The organism is Shewanella sp. 10N.286.51.B2, from assembly GCF_041469265.1.
GTDB lineage: Bacteria > Pseudomonadota > Gammaproteobacteria > Enterobacterales > Shewanellaceae > Shewanella.
In genome coordinates, this window is the sequence record NZ_JBFRKH010000047.1 from 1 (window position 1) to 16,903 (window position 16,903).

Below are 16,903 nucleotides of genomic sequence, written 5' to 3' on the forward strand. Positions count from 1 at the left end.
AAATTAACTATGCCACTACATACAGTACCTAACGACTTTCTTGAGAGCTAGCTTCCTTTTATAAGCAATTCAATCTTGATCTTTAACTCGCAGAAATCACCATAAATGTCGACATCTGCATCAAACATCTTTTGATTCTTACTTACATAATTTACTGTTGGGATTAACTCATCACAGATAGGCTTTATACTATCTGGTTTTTTACTTAGCCTATATTCAACTAGTTTCAAAAAACTACTTGCTGCATCTGCGGCATCAAATAGCTGAAAGTTACCTGCTAGAATAAAATCTCTAAAGCCTAGAATATAATATTGAAAAGGCTCATCTGGCATAAAGCGAAGTTCATCAGCTCGTTCCAGAACACAGCGATAAAAATCAACTTGAACCTCATCATTTGATTTCCCAAAAAAAGTTTTATGCGCACTAACGACTTCAATATCGCCTAGCCATTCTTCCCACTGAGCTTCGGTTGGTATGTTTCTACTCACTTATTTGTACACCTTCTTCTATGTTCTTTTTTAAGTTTATTAACACGATTACCCCAACCATCAATCTTTTCTTGGTGCCTCCCCTTATACCACTTTTCATCCCAAGCTTTATACATATCCAAACATTGTTCAGCGTGGTCAATTAAACTTGAAAGAGTTGCACAGTCATTTCTTCCTGATTCGGGTTTTTGATTATCACAAAAGTCTTTAGCTTTATCATATTCAGCTTGTTTCTCTGCCTCGTCTAAATCTGAACCTGCATGCTCGGCATCTACATTCATTACAAAAGTAATTTCTTTGTAGAAGAATGTTAAACCAACACCTACGGATGCCGCTAACAATGTATTTGTATAGCTTGGAATAGCAATTGCGCTCAGAGAACCGAAGCGACTAATACCTGTACTAAGTGACATTATGCTGGTATGTCCGGATGGATCCACATAGGCTACTGGATCAGAATTTCCGTACAAATACTTGTTCAATGAGATAGACTTATCATCATCTCCTTGCCATGTGTCCATTTGAGACATCCGACCTACGGTTTGATCATAATACCTTGCACGTAAGTGATATTGGTCTAGTTCTGCATCATACTGCTCACCTGCGAACAAATAATTATTGTCCGTAGTGCCGGTTTGATTGAGCAATTCTCCGAAGGCTAAATAATTGTATTGGTCACTTTGCTCACCAGAATCATCCGATAGACTGCGGGTTGAACCGAGGCCATCGTAGTGGAAAGTATTAGTTTGATTTTGAGCGTCGGTTTGACTGATTAAGTCATCACCATAAAGGTAGGTTTTTAAACGACTCCCTTGGTCGTTTGTTTCTGCAATAACTTGGGCATAAGCTTGGTTATTGTCGACTAAGTAATTAACGGCCTGCCCATTGATAACCTTGCTAGTGCGAATACCGTCGATATTGTACTGGTACTGTGCTACAACACCGTTATTAGCTTGTGTCGCATCTAGCGACACCATGCGGTTACGCAAATCGTATAGATAATCAATTTGCGGACCACTGGTTTTTTTAACGGTGGTGTTGCCGTTGTCATCGTAACTGTATGTAGTGAGTTCACTTTGCGTTAACGCTTGCGTCAGTCGATCGTTGGTATCATAAACATAAGTTGTGGTAACACCATTGATGGTTTGTGATAAACGATTACCGACTTTGTCATAAACAAACTCGCTATTAGTATCTCCTAATGCGGCATCGATAATGGTTTCACCAACTAAGCGATATAAATTGTCATAACGATATGTTGATGTACTGCCATTGCTCTGGGTTAACCCAATTCGTCTACCCGTTGGATGCAAGCTATAATCAAACACCTCTATTAGTGCGCCTGTTGCGCTATAGTGGCTCACGTTTACCAGCTGATTTAGATTACTGTATGAGTATGTGCTACTGGTATTATTACTATTGAGTTGTGACGTTCGATTTCCATTTTCATCATAACTATAACCCGTTAATCCGCCGCTGTTATCTGTCACACTCAGTAATCGGTTCAGTGCATCATATTGGTACGTCTCCGTGCTTGTCGTGCCATCAATATAACGTGTCACTAGCTGGGTTTTGTTATGTCAGCTTATGGGTTCAGCGATAATTTGTGTCAGAAGGGGCATTAGCCTGCCACCTTTTTATTTCATTGCCGCTTTCACATAGACATCAAAGCGGTTTTTCTTAGTCGCAATAACCATACTCGGTTTTACTCCATCAAGATCTTCAGCGTAATCAGGGCGTTTTACTGCCACTCGCTTAGTGGCTAATGCCATTGCTGGCGCCAATAGGCCATCGGCATCAAGGTCTGCGCCCACTAATGTTTGGAATACGCGCATTTCTTTTTTAACCAAGGCTGACTTTTCGCGGTGGGGATACATGGGGTCTAAATAAACCACATCAATTTCTGTCGCGGTCGTTTTAGCAGCATCAGCTAAGGCACTAAGGCTCGATCCATGAAATAAACTCATGCGCTCACGCATCCACTCACCAATTTCAGCGTCTTCATAAGCACGGCGCAGTCCATCTTCAAGTAACGCTGCTACTACAGGATGGCGCTCAACCATAATCACTTTGCAACCTAGGCTAGCCAACACAAAAGCATCGCGGCCTAAACCTGCGGTGCCATCAACCACGGTTGGGGTTACTCCTTGTTTAAGGCCTACCGCTTTGGCGATTGATTGGCCGCGGCCGCCACCAAATTTACGACGGTGAGCAACAGCACCTGAAACAAAATCGACACTTATACCATCTAATTTAGGTTCATCACGTTTGTGCAGGCTTAAGGTGTTGTGCTCAAAACGCAATTCAAACTGCGCCTCTTTGCTCCACTCAAAACCCCAACGCTCACTGATATCAACCAGTGACGGATATTGCTGATTAAAAAAAATCGGTATTTGCAAAAGTATTTCCAGATATTTAGTAGACTCAAGGCTATTATGCCAAAAGCCTGCAACAGTGAATACCTATACCTGCTTAGACTTAGCCCCTATAATGTAGCTATCTTGCAGCTTAGACTGCTTATTAATTTTCGGACACTCTCATGTTAAGTTACCGCCACGGTTTTCATGCTGGCAATTATGCCGATGTACTTAAGCACACTATGTTGCTGCAAGTACTTAAATTGATGCACAAAAAAGATAAGCCTATGGCCTATATCGATAGCCATGCGGGTGCAGGCGGTTACTCACTAACTGATGAGTTTTCAAAGAAAACTGGCGAATATTTAGATGGCGTAGCTAAGCTTTGGGGTAAAGATGATTTACCTGAGCCTTTGCAGCTGTATATTGACGATGTAAAACACTTCAACCAAGGTGAGGAAGAACTGTCTTTTTACCCGGGTTCACCTGCTTTTGTTGATATGAACATGCGTGAAAAAGATCGCATGGTTTTACATGAGTTACACGGTACTGATTTTGCTTCACTTGATGAACAGTTTGCTGATGACAGACATGTTCGTGTCGTTAAAGGTGACGGCTTAAAAGGTTTGATAGCTGCAGTGCCTCCCCTTGAGCGCCGCGCGGTTGCCTTGATTGATCCAAGTTATGAAATGAAAACCGATTATCAAGATGTTGCCCATGCCATTATCAAAGCACACAAACGCTTTGCTACTGGTGTTTATATGCTGTGGTATCCGGTGGTTGATAGAGCTCAAACTGAGTCCATGTTAAAAATACTGGCTGATAGTGGTATAAAAAATCAGCTGCGGATTGAACAATCAATTACGCCTGATAATAATGTATTTGGTATGACTGCAGCAGGCTTATGGGTGATAAACCCACCATGGAAGCTAGATACTACCGCGAAAGAAACCTTAGATTACCTAGAGCGCTGTCTTGGCCAAAGCGGTGGTAAAACCGTGGTTAAGTTAGAAGTGCCTGAATAATTTATTTCTCTCGGTGCTTTTAGCAGGTATCTTTAGCGATAATTTTAGTAAAGAAATGCCACTAAAAAGCCCATGTAATGAAAATTACATGGGCTTTTTTGTAATACCAATACTGATGCAATATAAACTATATGCACTCATCGCCATCGTCGCTGAAAGGTCTTACAACCAGCCCAATTAGGGCGGTAAAAATACCAACTAAAATATCACCATCATGTGAATCACTGCTAGTTGCTCCCGGGCTCGAGTCACGTTCACGTCTATCTGAATTACTTTCTGCCGTGCCGCGAACAAAATCACAGCCTGCATTGGTGGCGCTTGATGATGAGCAAGCCGTGTTCAACATCATTGGCAGCAATAAACTTGCCAGTAAAATCCTTTTCTTCATCCTAATCCTTTTTTACATCAAAAAAATCTATTAATTGAACGCGCCCGCCGCTCCAGGGAATACCACTGGACTGGTATTACCGTTGTCGCCGACACTGGCAACACCGTAGACATAATTATCTATGACCATATTTTTCATAATAAATTCATTCACGTTACCAACATAACGACTATGACTCCATTCAGATTCTGTGGTTGAGCGCCAATAGACCCGATAACCTAATATATTCTTATTCGGTTGTGGCTGCCATTGCAGTTTGGTATCGGGTTGCATAATACCTTCGATGTTCACCCCTTTTGGCGGCTCTGGTGCCCACGCCATTGAAGCCAAACTAATGGCATTAAGTGCGGTGAGCTTGGCATTAAAGTCAAAATCCACCCCAGCAAGCACATCACCATATTCAATAGCATTTTCAGTGCGAATATCTTGATGCTGGCGATCATAATGCTCATTAGCTTCCATCACTCTGACAGCTGGGTAACCCGCTTTATTAAACGGTAAATGATGGCCGCCACGGCCAAAGCGATCGAGACGATATACCAACATCACATCAAGGTTAGTCATGTATTGATCAACTAAGGATTTAATTTTTCGTGCCAGATTACGTGAAGCGGAATCATTTTCGCCACCGCTGAAATAACGCTGTTTGGCTTCCTCAGGAGTTTCTGCAATTCTGACCCCTTCAGAAAATACTCTTACAGTAGAATTGTTAATAACCCCGTTAATGCCAGCAATATTGCCAATCATGTCATTGTTCAACACCGCTTGGATTTGCCAGTCATGCTTTTTAGCATAATTAATCAGCACATCACCGCCATATAAACCTTGCTCTTCACCTGAAAGCGCCGCATAAACAATTGTGCCATTGAATTGATATTTCGACAGCACTCGCGCGGCCTCTAAAGCGCCAGCAACCCCAGAGGCATTATCATTGGCCCCCGGAGATACCGAGGTAAAATCCATCGGGTCGGTTACCCGAGAGTCAATATCACCACTCATCATTACCACGCGGTTAGGATCTGTTGTGCCTCGCTGAATCGCAAATACATTTACCACTTCAGTGGGTTCAGGAATGCGTTTACCACTAACCGTTTCGCCCACCATGACAATTTCTAAACAGCCACCACAATCAGCAGATATCCGTTCAAATTCAGCTTTAATCCAGCGCCTTGCTGCGCCAATACCTTGGGTATCAGATTGTGTTTCAGATAAGGTATGACGAGTGCCAAAGCTCACCAGCGTTTCTACATCTGTGCGTAAACGCTTAGCCTGCGGCGCTGTGGCAATATCATATAAACGCAGATCTTCTTCTGATGGCGCGAGATGACTTTGCTGGGCTGCAATCGCATTAAACCCAACAATATTAACGCTTAATAGCGATAGTACGCCAATAACTTGATAGCACTTTTTTATGGTTATTGTGTGTGTATCCCTGTTCATATCATCCTCTTAAATCTTTAGATTATTAGCTCGCTAATGCTGCTTGATAGCGTTTTAGCAAGATTTTTACCCGCTCAACATAGGCTTGAGTCTCTGGGTATGGCGGGATTCCTTGGTACTTAGTCACGGTTGTTGGGCCAGCATTATAGGCGGCGCAGGCAAGCTCAATATCATTATCAAATCGTTCAAGTAAGTACGCTAAATATTGGCTACCACCCAGAATATTCTGCCGCACGTTATAAGCATCGGTCACGCCCAACTCTTTGGCTGTGGCAGGCATTAATTGCATTAATCCAATTGCCCCCACCTTTGAGTGCGCTTTGGCATTAAATGCTGATTCTGCATGGATCACCGCCCGAATTAACGCAGGATCTAACTGAAATTGTTTGGCAGCATCCTCGACTAACTGTTTATGCTTAGAGACAAATATGGGAATACGCTGCCAATCAAGCTGCGAGTCTACTTGGCAGGCAAAGCAGTCATACAATAAAACGTCAAAGTCCTCAGTGGTGGGCACGACATTTGAAAAAGTGGTCACGCCATTACGTTGATACTGATAGATTTTACGTTTTGGTTTTTTAGTCTGACTACCTGCGGTCAAGGTACTTTTTGCGGTTAATGCGCTTGAAACCATTGTTGGTGCTGCATTATCCGCTGACGGCTGGCGCGAAAAATACTTCTTCTTTGCAGGAGGCTGATAACGCTCTACAACAGCCGCAGATTTTATCGCAGTTTGTTCAACAATCACTTTGGGCTTTAACACCATAGCAGGTTTTGCTGGCTGCTTAAGCGCCACGACCGGAGGGTGTAATACCTGTTGTTTCTTTGGTTTAACTTGAGAGCGGGGTTTAACTTGAGAGCCAGACTCAGCATCACCCGTGTCACTTGCTAAAGGTAATACCACAATAGGCGCATGCAAGACTTGTTGACGCTTGGGCGCTTGGGCTAGGGGCGTCGGCATAGTCGCCACTTTAATCACTTTAGGCTGCACGTTAGTGCTGGTTGCAAGCTGCTTTTGAGGTTTTATGCGCTCACTTTGCGACGCAGTAATTTTATCCGCTTGCGGCGATTTTTCAGTTAATCCTAACGACGCTGCTGTGGGAGTAAGTTTCTGATTCGGTTTGCTTTGCTCAATCTGCGTTTGTGCTTTGGCAATTATTTGCGGTTTAACTGGCGCAGTCATTGTCAGTTGAATTTTAGCTTTCTGCTGTGCCTGTATTTCAAACCCAGCTCCGGTATTGGCTTGGGTAACAGTTACGGAAGCGCTGAATAAGATCAGTAAACTTACACCGCAACCGCTTATTAAGGCGTTTGCGCAACTCAGCCTGAGTAATCGCTTTATGTATGTGTTGACCGTAAAAGCCAAGTTTGAAGCTAAAATATGTAAAGGTATTTTTATCATTATTATTATCACGTTTATATTGAGCACTGACTAGCTTGCCTCATCATAGCGAAGAATCAACACCCTGTTCACTAAACATACACTCAATGCAGATGTTGTTTTTTGCACGATTTTTTACAACTCATATAGAAACCCGACAAATACCATGGTTAAAACCATTAAAAAGCTTAACTTAACAGCAAGCTTTGACGCTACCATTCAAAAAGGTAAAAAATATAGAACAAAATGATTAAAAATATTTTTTAATTCTTTCAAAACAGCATTTTAAGCAAAAACAAGAATGAGTGTTTTTTATACCAACTTACAACATCAGTACAACTAAATAGCGCTATTTTTCGATAATTAGTTGTTATTGAGTTAGACTCAATGAAAATTTGATGTTAACTGATATTTATCAGCTTTTTCCGCCTAGATTTAAGCTTATTTTAAAATAGGTCATATAGTCTGTAGATTGGCAAAATCTCAAACTCTAATAATTAAGCCTATTTAAGGGATATTCATGAACCTTGATCCATCTAAAGCTGTGCCTAATAAGGGTACGCCTCAGGACCTCGCCTCAAGTGGCACCTTTGTCCGTTTTCTTAACATTGTCGAAAGATTAGGCAATTTATTACCTCACCCAATTACCTTATTTGCCATGTTCTGCTTAGCTGTCATTGCCATTAGTGGTATTGCGGGTTATTTCGAAATGACAGTTGCAGACCCTCGCCCTATGGGCAGCTCAGGTCGCAGTGAGGATGGCTTAATCCATGTGGTCAGCTTGATGAATGCTGAAGGTTTGCGGATGATCGTATCCAACTTAGTGACTAACTTTACCGGCTTCACCCCATTGGGCACTGTATTAGTGGCCTTACTGGGTGTCGGTATTGCTGAGCGCTCAGGGTTATTATCTGCCGCTATGCGTTTATTGGTCATGGGCACTTCAAAGCGCCTTGTTACACTAACGATTGTGTTTGCGGGTATTGTGTCCAATACCGCATCAGAGCTAGGTTATGTGGTGCTGATCCCAATGGCGGCAATGATATTTCACTCCCTTGGGCGTCATCCTTTAGCCGGATTAGCAGCCGCTTTTGCTGGGGTATCCGGTGGCTACAGCGCTAACTTGCTATTAGGCACGGTCGACCCTTTACTATCAGGTATCACTGAAGCTGCGGCGCAAATGATTGACCCAGATTATATTGTTGGCCCAGAGGTCAACTGGTACTTCATGTTTGTGTCGACCTTTTTAATCACTATATTAGGCGCACTGGTTACCGAAAAAATCGTTGAACCCAAACTAGGAAAATACGATGTATCTGAAGCGGCTGATGACTTATCTGAACAGAAAATGGATATTGTCACTACAGAAGAAAAACATGCCTTAAAGGTGGCGGGTTTCTCTGTATTGGTCTTATCAAGCTTATTGGCATTGACCATTATTCCTGAAGGCGCCCCACTACGAAATCCTGAAACCGGCTTAGTTTCAGGCTCACCATTTTTAAAAGGCATTGTGGCGTTTATCTTTATCGGCTTTGCTATCCCGGGCTTGGTGTACGGTAAAGTGGTCGGCAGCATGAAAAAAGACACCGACATCATTAATGCCATGTCTCACAGTATGAGTACCATGGGTATGTATATTGTGTTGGTATTTTTTGCCTCGCAGTTTGTGGCTTTCTTTAAATGGACCAATTTAGGCGCGGTATTAGCGGTAACTGGCGCGGATGCCTTGAGCAGTATTGGTTTAACTGGGCCATTAGTATTTGTACTGTTTATTATGTTGTGTGGTTTTATCAACTTAATGCTCGGTAGTGCTTCGGCGCAATGGGCAGTTACTGCGCCGATATTTGTACCTATGTTAATGCTAGTAGGCTATGCCCCTGAAACCATTCAGGCAGCGTATCGAATAGGTGATTCGGTCACTAACTTGATAACGCCAATGATGAGCTATTTCGGACTAATTCTGGCGGTTGCAAGCCGTTATAAGAAGAACTTAGGTATCGGTACCTTAATTGCCACCATGCTGCCTTACTCAATCGTGTTCTTTATCGGTTGGACGCTGTTCTTCTTCCTATGGGTATTTGTTTTAGGCTTCCCTGTAGGTCCTGGCGCAGCAACTTATTACACGCCATAACGAATGCCGTTGTCATACCATAATGACTGAAACTGATTAGCTTATTAGCCCTGTATTTACAGGGCTTTTTATTGCGTTTTTGACAGTGACTCTTTCATGGAGGGGTATTTATTGATAGGAGTATTTTATTGATGGCACTATTTCATTAATAACAGAAATTGGAATCGCTGCGTTTACTCGCCATTACTGTGGTTCTGCTACTAAAGCATCTAACTCAACTTAACTGACTCTACCTATTGCAATGCAAGGTGTTGCCACTGATCCGGTCGTTCTTGTCATAGCGCCGTTAACCTGCGGCCATGCCATTAAGCATATCTCACTATGTTAGGTCACAGTAACGGCACAATTCCCCTGAGTAAGCTCATCAACTTAACCCATCGCTAGCTTATTAATTGCAATAAGCCTTAAATAACGAGTAACAAAAAGCCCAGCATCTGCTGGGCTTTTTAAGATTAACTACAGTGATTAGCGCTTATTCAGCTGAATCACTTTTCGTTTCAGGCGGTACGTAACCTTTACGCTCTTTCTTATTGAAGATTTTCTCAACCACCACGAAGAACAGTGGGATTAAGAAGATACCAATAAAGGTAGAACTCATCATGCCACCAAGTACGCCTGTACCTAGTGCATTCTTACTACCAGAACCAACACCAGTACTAATCGCTAGCGGTACAACACCTAAACCAAAGGCTAGAGATGTCATCAAGATTGGACGTAAACGTACTCGCACCGCGTGCAAAGTCGCTTCAACCAACCCAGCCCCCTTGTCGTAGAAGTCTTTGGCGAATTCTACAATCAAGATGGCATTCTTGGTTGCCAGCCCTACCGTCGTCAGTAGACCTACTTGGAAAAATACATCGTTAGGTAAACCACGACCATTCATCGCCAGCAGTGCCCCGATAACCCCTAATGGCACAACTAGGATTACCGCAAATGGTACCGTCCAACTTTCATAAAGTGCTGCTAGTACAAGGAATACCACTAAAATAGATAGTGCGTATAACGCTGGTGCCTGGTTACCTGATAGTCTCTCTTCATAAGATAAGCCATTCCACTCGATACCAAACCCTGGTGGTAAATCTTGCACCATTCTCTCGAAATCAAGCATTGCATCACCAGAGCTATATCCGGGCATAGTTGCACCTTGAATATTGACCGCTGGTAAACCGTTAAAGCGTTGTAATTGTGGCGAACCAAATTCCCATGAACCAGTAGTAAAGGCCGAGAAAGGTACCATTTCACCTTTTGAGTTACGCACAAACCAGGTTTCTAAATCACTTGGTTGCATACGGTATTCAGCATCACCTTGTACGTATACTTTCTTAACGCGACCACGGTCGATAAAGTCATTCACATACGAACCACCATAAGCGGTTGCTAGTACACTGTTTACATCATCGATATCCACACCTAAGGCGCGAATTTTAGCTTGATCAACATGGATTTGGTACATAGGTGCATCTTCTTGCCCATTAGGACGTACGCCCACAAGGTTCGGATTCTGCGCTGCCATACCTAATAACTGATTACGGGCTGCAATTAACGCCTCATGACCTTGACCACTACGATCTTGCAGGTACATATCAAAACCATTGGCCGTGCCTAATTCAATTACCGCTGGCGGTACAAAGGCAAACACTAAGGCGTCTTTCATCTGCATGAAACGACCCATTGCACGGTTAGACAAGGATTGAACATCTTGCCCTTCACCACCACGTTCAGCCCAGTCTTCAAGACCGACGAAAGCAATACCCATGTTTTGACCAGAGCCAGCGAAACTGAAACCTGCAACACTAAATACAGATTTAACGATATCGCCTTCTTCTTCCAAGTAATAGTCACTCACATCCTCAAGCACTTTCATGGTGCTTTCTTGAGTCGAGTTAGTTGGCAAAATTGCTTGGGTAAACAAGATGCCTTGGTCTTCATCTGGCAAGAATGCTGTTGGCATGCGCATGAAAATCCAACCAGTCGCGATAACCAGTACAAGATAGACACCCATCATGCGCACAGTACGCTTAAGGATTTTTGCTACACCCGCTTCATAGCGCGAGGTTAACTTATCAAAGTTACGGTTAAACCAGCCAAAGAACCCAGTATTAATATGGGTATGGCCTTTTGGAATTGGCTTAAGCATGGTGGCACATAATGCCGGGGTTAAAATCATCGCGATTAAAACAGACAGCGCCATTGCAGACACAATCGTAATCGAGAACTGACGATAAATAACACCAGTTGAACCTGACATAAATGCCATAGGTACGAATACTGCTGACAGGGTTAAACCAATACCCACAAGTGCGCCAGTAATTTGATCCATCGATTTGCGGGTGGCTTCAAGTGGGCTTAAGCCCTCTTCAGACATAACACGCTCGACGTTTTCCACCACAACAATCGCATCATCTACTAACAGACCAATAGCCAGTACCATAGCGAACATGGTTAAGGTGTTAATAGAGAAACCAGTCGCTGATAAAATGGCGAATGTACCAAGTAATACCACGGGTACCGCAATCGTTGGAATTAGTGTTGCTCTGAAGTTCTGCAAGAACAGATACATGATCAGGAACACTAAAATCACTGCTTCGATAAGGGTATGCACAACACCTTCAATTGATTTCTCAACAAATGGCGTAGTGTCATATGGGTAATAAATCTCTAAGCTGTCAGGGAAATAAGTTTGCAAGTCAGCAAGCATTTCACGAACATTTTTTGCGGTATCAAGCGCGTTAGCACCTGTGGCTAACTGCACACCAATACCAGCAGCGGGTTTACCGTTAAAGAATGATTCCACTGAGTAGCTTTCAGAACCCAGTGCAACGCGAGCTACGTCGCTCAGGTAAACGTTAGCACCAGAGGTGTCAGATTTGAGAATAATCCCTTTAAATTGCTCAGGAGTTTGCAAACGGCTTTGGGCAGTAATGGTCGCATTTAATTCTTGGCCAGCAATTGATGGCGCACCACCTAATTGACCCGCTGAAATCTGCGCATTTTGCTCACGAATCGCGGCCATAACATCAATACTAGTTAAGTTGTATTGCGTCAGCTTTAACGGATCAAGCCAAATACGCATTGCATATTGGGCTCCGAATAATTGCAATTCACCTACACCAGCAACACGGCTTAACGGATCTTGAATATTGGCAGCAACATAATCGGCAATATCGGTTTTATCCAGCGAACCATCTTCAGATACAAACGCTGCAACCATCAAGAAACCAGCACTTGATTTAACCACGTTAACACCCTGAGATTGCACCTCTTGCGGTAACAAGGTCATCGCAGCTTGCAGCTTATTTTGCACTTGTACTTGAGCAATATCCGGATCGGCTTCAGCATTAAAGGTTAAGGTGATTTTTGCATTACCAAAACTATCACTGCTTGAGGCAATATAACGCAGATGGTCAATACCCGTCATACGTTGTTCAATAACCTGAGTTACTGTATCTTCCATGGTCTTTGCAGACGCGCCAGGATAAAACGCGGTTATTTCAACTGTTGGCGGTGCAATACTCGGGTACTGCGCCACAGGAAGATCTTTAATTGCTAAGACCCCTGCCAACATGATTAGAATTGAGATCACCCATGCAAAAATAGGGCGATCGATAAAGAAACGAGCCATAACGTTACCCTATTTAGTTGGAGTGTTTTCGGTTAAAACTTGTGGAGCAACTTCAGCGCCAGGACGAACTTTTTGCAGACCTTCGACAATCAATTTGTCGCCAGCCTTTAAGCCTTCAGTAATACGCCATTGGTGATTAATCACCTCTGCTGTTTTCACCACGCGCGCTTCAGCTTGATTATCAGCATTAACAATCATAGCTACCGCTTCACCTTTTGTGTTACGGGTAATGGCTTTTTGCGGCACTAAAATGGCTGATGGATCTTGTCCGGCATTTAAAATCGCGCGCACATACATACCAGGCAACAACACCCCATCAGGGTTAGGGAATTCAGCACGGATAATCACCGAACCTGTTGCTTCATTGACGCTCACTTCAGAGAACTGCAATGTACCTAAGTTCTCGTAAGTGCTACCGTCTTCAAGAATAAGGGTCACTTCAGCATTTTCGCTTTGCTGTAACTTGCCTTGTCTAAGTTTTGACTTAAGACGTAATAGTTGCGCACTTGATTGAGCAATATCGATATTGATTGGATCAAGTTGCTGAATTTTCGCCAGTGTATTTGATTGATTAGCAGTAACTAGTGCACCAGGAGTGACACTTGATGTGCCAATACGACCAGAGATTGGTGCACGTACTTCTGTGTATTCAAGGTTGATTTTAGCAGTATTAATTGCTGCCTCAGCAACAGTCACCTTAGCGATTGCTTCTTTGTAGGCTGCATCAGCTTCATCAAAGTCTTGGGCACTAATAGCATTGGTTTTAACCAAGGCTGCATAACGGTCTGCTGTAGCTTTCGCAGAAGCCAAGGCTGCATTCGCGCTGGCTAAATCTGCTTCTGCGCTAACTAAAGCAGCTTTGTAAGTTGCAGAGTCAATTTGATACAGTGACTGACCCGCTTCGACATCTTTACCTTCAACAAAACCACGGTTGGTGATGATGCCTGATACCTGTGGGCGTACTTCCGCTTCTAAAAAAGCACGACTACGACCTGGTAATTCAACATAAATGGCTTGAGATTGCTCAGTCACACTCATCACCCCTACTGGTGCGGGTGGTGCTTTTTGTTGGCCTTGGCCTTGTTCGGCTTGACCACAAGCGGTAATCCATAAAGCCGCAGTGATAACTGAGGCTATTTTCAGTGCTTTGCGCATGACTGCTCCTACTCCTAATGACATCATCAGTAAATTTCACCTTGTTTGAAGGGTAAATATTTGCTGGATATATATTTCAACGTTTTTCAACGTTTTAAGCTTGAAATTTTAATGGACGTTGTTATCCCATACACTTGCGAGCTCAACAACCATTACAACCAATTAAAAAATTATAAATTGTAAACAAATAATAAACTTAGATACTTTGTATACGCTTTGTTGACTTAGCTGTAGCAACAACAAAAAATACACACGAAAGTGTTACAAAAAGGTTAACTGGCTCACTTTTAAAAGTGCGTAAATATACAACATTCTAATCAAAAAAGGTGTGCGCCTAGTATTAAATCCTGAAAAAATACCTACCTACAATATTAATTGTGGCACTTGTAGCACGAATACAGAGTTAATCAGCATATCCCGCCACCATCATGAGCCTTGTCAGGATGCTTTATACTGCTTAACCACAGCAGCGTAAGTTGTCATACGCTGACTCGACCACGATCACTAGCCTTCTGATAAAATAAACATATCCCGTCAAAGCTAACAAATCTCTTTAGCGCAGATTGGTAAGCACCATCGCCATTAAAGAATAGTTTATTTTTTAGCCTTAGTGATCCCAACTTGCCTATAAATTGATATAGCGCTCAAATATACCAAGGTGAGGTAATGCACTCAGCTGAGGTTACGACGAACCTGAGCTCACCTGCTTTTTACCACCTTGTTGCGACACTAAAACGGTCAGGAATGCTTCAATCAATAAAAAGATAGTCTACTTATTGATTGAGGCATTAAAATATTTTGCCAATCTTTGAAACCAATACGACGGCTTTATTAAAATGATCATAATGCTCATTGCCATAAATGGCTGAACTAATAGCATGTAGCAGTTCAACATTCATACAGCAAATGTAAACTACACGGTGCAGTTTATTGATTTATTGTTGAAAAGTAAACTACTCAGTGTAATATACTTGCACGACTCCCAGCGAAGATTTGTAAACAGATATGACAATAACCAAGAAAACCCTCAGCCAGCAAAAGCATGAGGCCATAGTTGACGCAGCCAAGCGGATGTTCAAAAAACTAGGTGTAGCGGCGACCAGCATGGATAAACTGGCAGAAGAGGCACAAGTGTCTAAGCGCACTGTTTACAATCACTTCGCCACTAAAGAAGCCTTAGTCATGCACCTTGTAAGTGAGTTATGGTTTGAAGCCATGGCCAGCAATCAAGGGCAATATCAGCCGCAACAAGCGCTGTTTTCGCAGTTATCAGCCATCATTTTGACCGAGATTCAATTTATGAACTCTCGAGAGCATATTGATATGGCACGCGTCGCTATTGGGCACTTATTTTACAATAGTGAAGAAATGGTTCGTGAAATTGAAAAAATGAAACAGCATGAAACGGCGATATTACGCTGGATTAAAGCCGCAGCTTTAGATGGAAGGATTCAAATAGAAGATGCGATGTTTGCCAATGAACAACTGCTGCATTTAATCAAAGGCCAATGTTTTTGGCCGCAAATTTTAACCTGTAACCCACTGTTAAATGATCAACAACGGCAGCATTTAGCCGATGAAAGCGCAAAAATGTTTTTAAGTCGCTACCAAATCACCCCTGCTTAAACCCGGTTATCGCCTACACTCAATGAAATGATACGACTAATTTCGGCAAGGGTTAACCCTGATTCTTGCTGCCACTGATTAAACGCAGCTTGGGATTGGCGCAATGCCGTTTGCGAGGTAAATCCGGCATCAACCACCTTAGTGGCTTTGAGATATGACTGCACATCAGTGGTTAATAAAAACGTATCCTTACCCACATTACGTAAAAAATACGGCCCAGTATTGCCACCTAAACGACTGCCTTTCTTTTTTAATACTTGCCAAAGTCCTGTGATATCTTCCGATGGCCAATTAGCAATAAACTCAGCAAAGCTGCCATGCTCAGCCGCAATTTGCTGCACCATATAGGCATTATCAACAATAGATTGGGTTTTCTTTTGATGGCGAATAAGCGTTGCGTCAGTGGCGCGCTGCTGAATTTGATCCGGTGACAGCATTAATACTTTAAACGGTTCAAAATCAAAGAAGGCTTTTTCATACGCAGGCCATTTATTCTCAACCACCCGCCACACAAAGCCACTTTGAAACACTTGCTTGCTCATGGCAGACAAAAGTTGTGCATCAGAAAATTGACCAATCTCATCCGCTTCAAGGGTCAGAGGCAATAAATGAGCTAACGCCTTACTGCCACCTTTACGCTCACTGGCGCGGTCAAAAATATCGCAGAATTTTTCTAATTTGGCCACAAGCTAACCCCGTTAAATAAATGACTAGCGCTTATTATGCTACCTGACTCAGCTTAGGGGCAATATTCTGATCTTTTTTTACTTGCAGAAATTGTTTCCACTTAACCACTTCAGCAGTCATTACTGGCATAGCGCCGTCGTAGCCCGCTTCGGCAATTAACTTACTGATAGGCACTTGCTTACCTTTGCAAACAAACACACCACGCACATGGGCAATACAATGAACCCCACGATTAGATACAAAGCGCTGCTCAATATAGAAATATTTCTCATCCCAACCAACTATCTTGGTTTCAATGTCAAATTTCTCCAGCGGCTTAATATCTTTAATAAAGGTAAACTCAGATGCGTTTACAATGGGCAGCCATTTAAGTTTTAAAAATCGCTTCATTAAACCCATTTCAGCAATCATATAAGTACGAGCTAAATCTAAAAAGGCAGGATAGCGAGAATTAGTAAGATGCATATTGATATCGCAATCGAGCGGTAATGCGCGATATGAAATACGACTGGTACCTAAAAAATCGATGTGATTACAGTGACGAATACGCCAGACAAACAACCAAAACAGACGAAAATATAAATTCATGGGGCTACAACTCCT

General features: G+C 42.6%; 13 protein-coding genes. 3 read left to right on the top strand and 10 right to left on the bottom strand.

Annotated elements, in window-relative coordinates:
- Positions 1–47: 47 nt before the first annotated feature.
- The 3 genes from AB4140_RS13100 to AB4140_RS13110 all read right to left on the bottom strand — a co-directional run bounded on the left by AB4140_RS13100 (position 48) and on the right by AB4140_RS13110 (position 2,893).
- Positions 48–488 carry a hypothetical protein gene (locus AB4140_RS13100; protein ID WP_372001245.1) on the bottom strand — a complete coding sequence of 147 codons (441 nt, stop codon included), beginning with the start codon at positions 486–488 and terminating at the stop codon, positions 48–50.
- On the bottom strand, positions 485–2,050 hold the full coding sequence (locus AB4140_RS13105; protein ID WP_372001247.1) for an RHS repeat domain-containing protein: 1,566 nt from the start codon (positions 2,048–2,050) through the stop codon (positions 485–487). The genes AB4140_RS13100 and AB4140_RS13105 overlap by 4 nt, the downstream gene beginning before the upstream one ends.
- A gap of 75 nt (positions 2,051–2,125) precedes the next feature.
- The gene (locus AB4140_RS13110) at positions 2,126–2,893 is read right to left on the bottom strand and encodes a class I SAM-dependent methyltransferase (protein ID WP_198589950.1); all 768 of its coding nucleotides are present in this window, start codon (positions 2,891–2,893) and stop codon (positions 2,126–2,128) included.
- A gap of 134 nt (positions 2,894–3,027) precedes the next feature.
- Here AB4140_RS13110 and AB4140_RS13115 point away from each other — a divergent pair, with 134 nt between their 5' ends.
- Positions 3,028–3,870: a 23S rRNA (adenine(2030)-N(6))-methyltransferase RlmJ gene (locus AB4140_RS13115; RefSeq protein WP_102439389.1), complete on the top strand. Its 843-nt coding sequence runs from the start codon at positions 3,028–3,030 to the stop codon at positions 3,868–3,870.
- A 127-nt stretch (positions 3,871–3,997) separates the two neighbouring features.
- On the opposite strand, the gene AB4140_RS13120 is transcribed toward AB4140_RS13115, so the two are convergent.
- The 3 genes from AB4140_RS13120 to AB4140_RS13130 are packed head-to-tail and all read right to left on the bottom strand — an operon-like array spanning position 3,998 to position 6,464.
- The gene (locus tag AB4140_RS13120) at positions 3,998–4,258 is read right to left on the bottom strand and encodes a hypothetical protein (protein ID WP_102520287.1); all 261 of its coding nucleotides are present in this window, start codon (positions 4,256–4,258) and stop codon (positions 3,998–4,000) included.
- Positions 4,259–4,288: 30 nt separating this feature from the next.
- On the bottom strand, positions 4,289–5,698 hold the full coding sequence (locus tag AB4140_RS13125) for a M28 family peptidase (protein ID WP_372001249.1): 1,410 nt from the start codon (positions 5,696–5,698) through the stop codon (positions 4,289–4,291).
- Between the two features lie 25 nt (positions 5,699–5,723).
- Positions 5,724–6,464 (bottom strand): lytic transglycosylase domain-containing protein, encoded by a 741-nt coding sequence (locus AB4140_RS13130; RefSeq protein WP_372001314.1) that lies wholly within the window; start codon positions 6,462–6,464, stop codon positions 5,724–5,726.
- Positions 6,465–7,599: 1,135 nt separating this feature from the next.
- Here AB4140_RS13130 and AB4140_RS13135 point away from each other — a divergent pair.
- Entirely contained in the window at positions 7,600–9,210 is a 1,611-nt protein-coding gene (locus AB4140_RS13135) for an AbgT family transporter (RefSeq protein ID WP_102439386.1), read from the top strand.
- 472 nt (positions 9,211–9,682) lie between these two features.
- On the opposite strand, the gene AB4140_RS13140 is transcribed toward AB4140_RS13135, so the two are convergent.
- Both AB4140_RS13140 and AB4140_RS13145 read right to left on the bottom strand, forming a co-directional pair.
- A complete protein-coding gene (locus tag AB4140_RS13140) occupies positions 9,683–12,832 on the bottom strand; it encodes an efflux RND transporter permease subunit (protein ID WP_102439385.1) in 3,150 nt (1,049 codons plus the stop codon).
- A 9-nt stretch (positions 12,833–12,841) separates the two neighbouring features.
- Complete coding sequence (locus tag AB4140_RS13145) at positions 12,842–13,987, bottom strand: efflux RND transporter periplasmic adaptor subunit (protein WP_372001251.1); 1,146 nt, start codon at positions 13,985–13,987, stop codon at positions 12,842–12,844.
- Between the two features lie 1,005 nt (positions 13,988–14,992).
- Here AB4140_RS13145 and AB4140_RS13150 point away from each other — a divergent pair.
- Positions 14,993–15,613: a TetR/AcrR family transcriptional regulator gene (locus tag AB4140_RS13150; protein ID WP_303445863.1), complete on the top strand. Its 621-nt coding sequence runs from the start codon at positions 14,993–14,995 to the stop codon at positions 15,611–15,613.
- Here the strand turns inward: AB4140_RS13150 and AB4140_RS13155 are convergent.
- The gene (locus AB4140_RS13155; protein ID WP_372001253.1) at positions 15,610–16,299 is read right to left on the bottom strand and encodes a DNA-3-methyladenine glycosylase I; all 690 of its coding nucleotides are present in this window, start codon (positions 16,297–16,299) and stop codon (positions 15,610–15,612) included. The genes AB4140_RS13150 and AB4140_RS13155 overlap by 4 nt on opposite strands.
- 34 nt (positions 16,300–16,333) lie before the next feature.
- Positions 16,334–16,888 (bottom strand): thioesterase family protein, encoded by a 555-nt coding sequence (locus AB4140_RS13160; protein WP_102439381.1) that lies wholly within the window; start codon positions 16,886–16,888, stop codon positions 16,334–16,336.
- Between the last annotated feature and the right edge of the window lie 15 nt (positions 16,889–16,903).

Excerpts from the sequence above, each read along its gene's own strand:
- AB4140_RS13125 (WP_372001249.1), bottom strand. The coding sequence starts at position 5,698 with ATGAACAGGGATACACACACAATAACCATAAAAAAGTGCTATCAAGTT.
- AB4140_RS13120 (WP_102520287.1), bottom strand. The coding sequence starts at position 4,258 with ATGAAGAAAAGGATTTTACTGGCAAGTTTATTGCTGCCAATGATGTTG.
- AB4140_RS13135 (WP_102439386.1), top strand. The coding sequence starts at position 7,600 with ATGAACCTTGATCCATCTAAAGCTGTGCCTAATAAGGGTACGCCTCAG.
- AB4140_RS13140 (WP_102439385.1), bottom strand. The coding sequence starts at position 12,832 with ATGGCTCGTTTCTTTATCGATCGCCCTATTTTTGCATGGGTGATCTCA.
- AB4140_RS13160 (WP_102439381.1), bottom strand. The coding sequence starts at position 16,888 with ATGAATTTATATTTTCGTCTGTTTTGGTTGTTTGTCTGGCGTATTCGT.
- AB4140_RS13150 (WP_303445863.1), top strand. The coding sequence starts at position 14,993 with ATGACAATAACCAAGAAAACCCTCAGCCAGCAAAAGCATGAGGCCATA.
- AB4140_RS13115 (WP_102439389.1), top strand. The coding sequence starts at position 3,028 with ATGTTAAGTTACCGCCACGGTTTTCATGCTGGCAATTATGCCGATGTA.
- AB4140_RS13130 (WP_372001314.1), bottom strand. The coding sequence starts at position 6,464 with ATGGTGTTAAAGCCCAAAGTGATTGTTGAACAAACTGCGATAAAATCT.
- AB4140_RS13145 (WP_372001251.1), bottom strand. The coding sequence starts at position 13,987 with ATGCGCAAAGCACTGAAAATAGCCTCAGTTATCACTGCGGCTTTATGG.